Annotated in this window: 4 protein-coding genes; 3 read left to right on the plus strand and 1 reads right to left on the minus strand. The window is 63.3% G+C overall.

Features of this window, described 5'->3' with window-relative positions:
* On the plus strand, positions 1 to 875 hold an 875-nt coding region (locus BLX41_RS35570), incomplete at its 5' end, for a methyl-accepting chemotaxis protein (RefSeq protein ID WP_259744968.1).
* An 18-nt stretch (positions 876 to 893) separates the two neighbouring features.
* Positions 894 to 2,612 carry a putative bifunctional diguanylate cyclase/phosphodiesterase gene (locus BLX41_RS16970; protein WP_123725823.1) on the plus strand — a complete coding sequence of 573 codons (1,719 nt, stop codon included), beginning with the start codon at positions 894 to 896 and terminating at the stop codon, positions 2,610 to 2,612.
* On the opposite strand, the gene BLX41_RS16975 is transcribed toward BLX41_RS16970, so the two are convergent.
* The gene (locus BLX41_RS16975; RefSeq protein WP_123725824.1) at positions 2,585 to 3,355 is read right to left on the minus strand and encodes a substrate-binding periplasmic protein; all 771 of its coding nucleotides are present in this window, start codon (positions 3,353 to 3,355) and stop codon (positions 2,585 to 2,587) included. The genes BLX41_RS16970 and BLX41_RS16975 overlap by 28 nt on opposite strands.
* Positions 3,356 to 3,494: 139 nt before the next feature.
* Between BLX41_RS16975 and dnaX the strand changes: the two genes are divergently transcribed.
* Positions 3,495 to 5,213, plus strand: a 1,719-nt coding sequence (gene dnaX, locus BLX41_RS16980) for a DNA polymerase III subunit gamma/tau (protein ID WP_259744969.1), incomplete at its 3' end; no start/stop codon positions are given.

The raw sequence follows: 5,213 nt of genomic DNA on the forward strand, positions 1-5,213 counted from the left end.
TTCTGGCCAGTGAAGAGGCGCGGCTGAAAACCGCCTTGACCCGCCTCAGCGACCTGGCCCGACAGATGGCAACGGCGGCGGCCGATTCCAGTCAACTGTCCAGCCGCACTGAGTCGGCGCTACTGGAGCAGCGAGCGGAGACCGACATGACGGCTGCCGCCATGACCCAGATGGCCGCTTCGATCACCGAGGTGGCTGAACACGTACAGCACACCGCCAGCGAGGCCCACACTGCCAACCTGCTGGCCCGGCAGGGCAGCCAGGTGGCGGGCACTTCCCGTGATGCCATCCAGTTGCTGGCCCGCACTGTTACCCAGATCAACCAGGCGGTGGGCGATCTGGCCGGGCAGACCCAGGACATCATGGTCGCGGCGAGCATGATCCAGGCGATTGCCGATCAGACCAACCTGCTGGCCTTGAACGCAGCCATCGAAGCCGCTCGGGCCGGTGAGCAGGGACGCGGGTTTGCCGTGGTGGCCGACGAGGTGCGCGCCTTGGCCAGCAAGACCCGTGAGTCCACCCAGCAGATCCAGGGCATCATCCAGAGCTTGCGGGCCGGTGCCGACGAGGCGGTGCAGATCGCCAGCCTCGGTATCGAGGAAGCCGAGCAGGGGGTGCAACAGGTCTTGCAGGCGCAGCAGGCCTTGCGGGGCATAGGCGCGGCGGTGGAGCGTATCACCGATATGAGCCAGCAGATGGCCGCGGCGTCCCAGGAGCAGTCCCATGTAGCGGAATCGGTTTCCGAACAGATCAACAGTGTCGCCGCTACAGTGCAGCGCACTGCCGAGAATGCCAGCGCTGGCGTGGTTCGCGGCGCGGAGCTGGAAAACATCTCTTCCGGGCTACGTGCCTTGGTCGAGCGGTTCAACCGCTAGCGACAGTGAGTTCGACTCATGGATGAGAAATACCGCAGGGCCGTCGATGCCGCCGCCATCTTCTCCGAGACAGATCTCGGCGGTTGCATCACCTATGTCAACGACCTGTTCTGCCAGGTCTCGGGCTACAGCCGTGAAGAGCTGATCGGAGCCAACCACCGGATGCTCAGTTCGGGGCTGCATCCACCGGAGTTCTTTACCGAGCTGTGGCAGACCATCATCCAGGGCCGGGTGTGGAAAGGCGAAATCTGTAACCGTGCCAAGGACGGCAGTCTGTACTGGGTCGACAGCACCATGGTGCCCCTGGTGGACCAGCGCTCCGGCAAGGTGATGCGCTACGTGTCGATCCGTTTCGATGTCAGCGAGAAGCGCCAGTTGCTGCATTCGCTGCAATGGCGGGTTGGGCATGACGTACTGACCGGCCTGCCCAATCGGGCCTTCCTTTCCGACCTGCTGCATCAGGCCCTGGATTTCTCCCGCCAGGAGAATATCCCCCTGGCGGTATGCATGCTCGACCTGGACGGCTTCAAGGCGGTCAATGATGGCTACGGTCATGCCTGTGGCGACCTGCTGCTGGTGGAAGTGGCCGCCCGCCTGCGTTCGATCATCAGGGGCGAGGATGTGGTGGCGCGCCTGGCCGGGGACGAGTTCGTGCTGATCCTGCGGTACGTACGGGACATGCTGGAGCTGCGGGCTGCACTGCAGCGGGTGCTGGCGACCATTTCCCAGCCGTATTCGATCCAGGGCAAGGACATCAACGTGTTTGCCAGCATTGGGGTGACCCTGTTTCCCACCGATAACCATGATGCCGATACCTTGTTGCGCCACGCCGACCAGGCGATGTACGTGGCCAAGCAAAGCGGGCGCAACCGCTTCCACCTGTTCGATGTTTTGCGTGATCGCGAAGTGATGGTCACCTACCAGACGGTGGAACACGTGCGCCAGGCGCTGAACAGCGGCGAGCTGCATCTGTATTTCCAGCCCAAGGTCAACATGCGCAGCGGTGCGGTGGTGGGGTTCGAGGCGATGTTGCGCTGGCAGCACCCGCAGCGTGGGATGCTGGGTTCCCAGGATTTCCTGCCTCAGGTGGAAGAGACCGACCTGATTGTCGACATCGGCGAGTGGGTCATGGATCAGGTGATGAGCCAACTGCAACGCTGGCAGGCGGTGGGCCATGTCTGGCCGGTGAGCCTGAACGTCGCGGCCCGGCATTTCCAGCGCACGGATTTTGTCGAGCGGCTCAAGGGGATGCTCGATCGCTACCCGGATGTGTCACCGGTCTTGCTGGATCTGGAGATTGTCGAGTCGGTGGCCATCGACAATATCCAGCGGGTCAGCGATTGCCTCGATGCCTGCCAGGGCTTTGGTGTGCAGTTCTCCCTGGGGGATTTCGGCACTGGGCATTCGTCCCTCAGCTACCTCAAGCGTCTGCGTACCCAGACCATCAAGATCGATCGATTGTTTGTCCGCGACATGCTTCACGACCAGGATGATCAGGCCCTGATCCAGGCTCTGGTCGGACTGGCTCGGGCGTTTGGCCGCCAAGTGGTGGCGGAAGGCCTGGAAAGCCTGGCCCATGGGGAGCGATTGATGGCCCTCGGGTGTGAGGTGGCCCAGGGTGAGTTCATTGCTGCGCCCATGCCCGCCGACGCCGTGCTGGAGTGGGTAAGCAGTTTCGAGCCACCGCTGCCGTGGCGATGCGACACGTTTCAGGGCGAGGCGGTGTCGGAAGCCTGAGCGCCGGTCTGCGGGTCAACGTAGCGCTGGACGATGGCATCGATCTCGCCGGACATCTTCATCTTCAGCAGGGTCCGCAGAATTCGCTGGGCCGGTACTGCAGGGTCATTGCGCACATAGCAGCCTACGGCTTGCTCCTGCAGCAGCGCGACGCGGTGCAAGGGTTTGCCGGAGGCCTGGGTCTTGTTGAACCAGTCCAGCGTCCATTGGCTGGCGATAGCGTACTGGTAGCGTCCTACCTGGAGTTTTTGCAGGACTTGCTCCTCGTTGCGGGCATCGTCACGAATCAGTCGGGCGCTCTCGAACAGGGGTTGCAGCGACGTGTAGGTGTAGCTCAGTACGGTGCCGATGTGCTGAGTGGGCAACTCCTGCGGATTGATCGGTTCATGATGGTAGCGGTCACTGACCAGCAGGTTGCGTTGCACGAACAGCGGCACGCTCCACAGGTAATCCCCGGACAGGTTCGGCAGCCAGGCCTGGGCGGCGAAGCAGCGCACGTCGACTTCGCCCTGGGCCATGGCGTTCTGCACCCGGGCGCGGGCCAGGACGTGGAATTCGGCGCGGGTGCCCATATGCCGGGCGAGGCTGTTGCTGGTGTCGTAAAGGATGCCGGCGGTGGGCTGCTCGCCATCGACCTCGATGGTCGGCATGGCCCAGCTGTCGGCGATGACAAAGCGCAAAGGCGCTTCGGCGGCTTCCAGGCCGGTACTCAGGAGTAGCAGGGCGCCCCAGGTCAAACGCATACGGTCTCCCACGGTTCGAACGGCCGAGCAATCCTTTGCAAAATGCAGCTTAGACAGATTAGACGAGCGCGCCGGATGCAATTTCGCCCTTGCTCCGCTAGCATTACCGGCTTCCGCTTTCCAGTTGCGACGGTTTTCGATGAGTTATCAGGTTCTTGCACGTAAATGGCGTCCGCGCTCGTTCCGCGAAATGGTCGGCCAGACCCATGTGCTCAAGGCTCTGATCAATGCCTTGGACAGCCAGCGGCTGCACCACGCCTATCTGTTTACCGGCACCCGCGGGGTGGGCAAGACCACCATCGCGCGGATCATTGCCAAATGTCTGAATTGTGAAACAGGCATCACTTCCACTCCGTGCGGCACCTGCTCGGTGTGCTGCGAGATCGATGAAGGGCGTTTCGTCGACCTGATCGAGATCGACGCCGCGAGCCGGACCAAGGTCGAGGACACCCGTGAACTGCTGGATAACGTGCAATACGCACCGAGCCGCGGACGCTTCAAGGTCTACCTGATCGACGAAGTGCACATGCTTTCCAGTCACTCGTTCAACGCCTTGCTCAAGACCCTCGAAGAGCCGCCACCCTACGTCAAGTTCATCCTTGCAACCACCGATCCGCAGAAGCTGCCGGCGACCATTTTGTCCCGTTGTCTGCAGTTCTCCCTGAAGAACATGACGCCCGAACGGGTGGTCGAGCACCTGAGCCATGTGCTGGGTGTGGAGAACGTGCCGTTCGAAGACGATGCACTGTGGCTGTTGGGCCGCGCCGCCGATGGCTCGATGCGTGACGCCATGAGTTTGACCGACCAGGCCATCGCCTTCGGTGAAGGCAAGGTCATGGCCGCCGATGTGCGAGCCATGCTCGGCACCCTCGATCACGGCCAGGTCTATGACGTTCTCCATGCGCTGATCAATGGTGACGCTAAGGCGTTGCTGGAGGCTGTCCGCCATCTGGCGGAGCAGGGGCCGGACTGGAACGGTGTGCTCTCGGAAATTCTCAACGTGCTGCACCGGGTAGCGATTGCCCAGGCGTTGCCGGAAGGGGTCGACAACGGTCATGGTGATCGTGACCGGGTATTGGCCCTGGCCCAGGCGCTGCCGGCCGAAGACGTACAGTTTTATTACCAGATGGGCCTGATCGGCCGTCGCGATCTGCCGTTGGCGCCGGACCCGCGGGGGGGCTTCGAAATGGTCCTGCTGCGGATGCTGGCCTTCCGTCCGGCGGACACCGCGGATGCACCGAGACAGCCGCTAAAGCCAGTGGGGATCAGCCAGGCCACAGTTGATTCCGCCCAAGCCGTGGCGGTACCAGCACCTGCTGTGCCTGTGGCTCCCGTTACTCCTATTGCCAGCGCGCCGGTCGCTCCGGCTCCGATTCCAGCTCCGCCGGTCGCGCCTGTACCTGGCGCGCCGCCGGTTGCCGAAGCGGTTGCCGTCGAAGCTGTTGATGTCGAGCCTGGGCCGGTGGTCGCCGAGGAGGTGGTCGACCTGCCTTGGAACGATCCGGTAGCGCCGCAGATCGAGCAGCAGCCAGCGGTTGAACCGATTCTGGAAGTGGTGGCCGAACAGCCCGAGCTGACGCCGATGCCGACTCCAACGCCCGACAGCGTGGTGCCGGATGCGCCGGAATGGGTCAGTGCGCCGGTGCCCGAGCCGAGCGTGGCCGAGGTCGACGCTGCCACCCCGGGCATCGATCTGGACGACGAGCCGCCCCTGGACGAGGACTACATCGAGCCGGACATGGACTCGGCCTACAGCTATCTTGACGAGCTGGCCAGTGAGCACGCCGCCGATCCGGCCCCGGAACCCGAGCCGGAACCCGCCGCCAAGCCGGCCACCGGCCTGGCCCTGGAGTGGCTG

Source organism: Pseudomonas protegens (assembly GCF_003732485.1).
Lineage (GTDB): Bacteria > Pseudomonadota > Gammaproteobacteria > Pseudomonadales > Pseudomonadaceae > Aquipseudomonas > Aquipseudomonas protegens_B.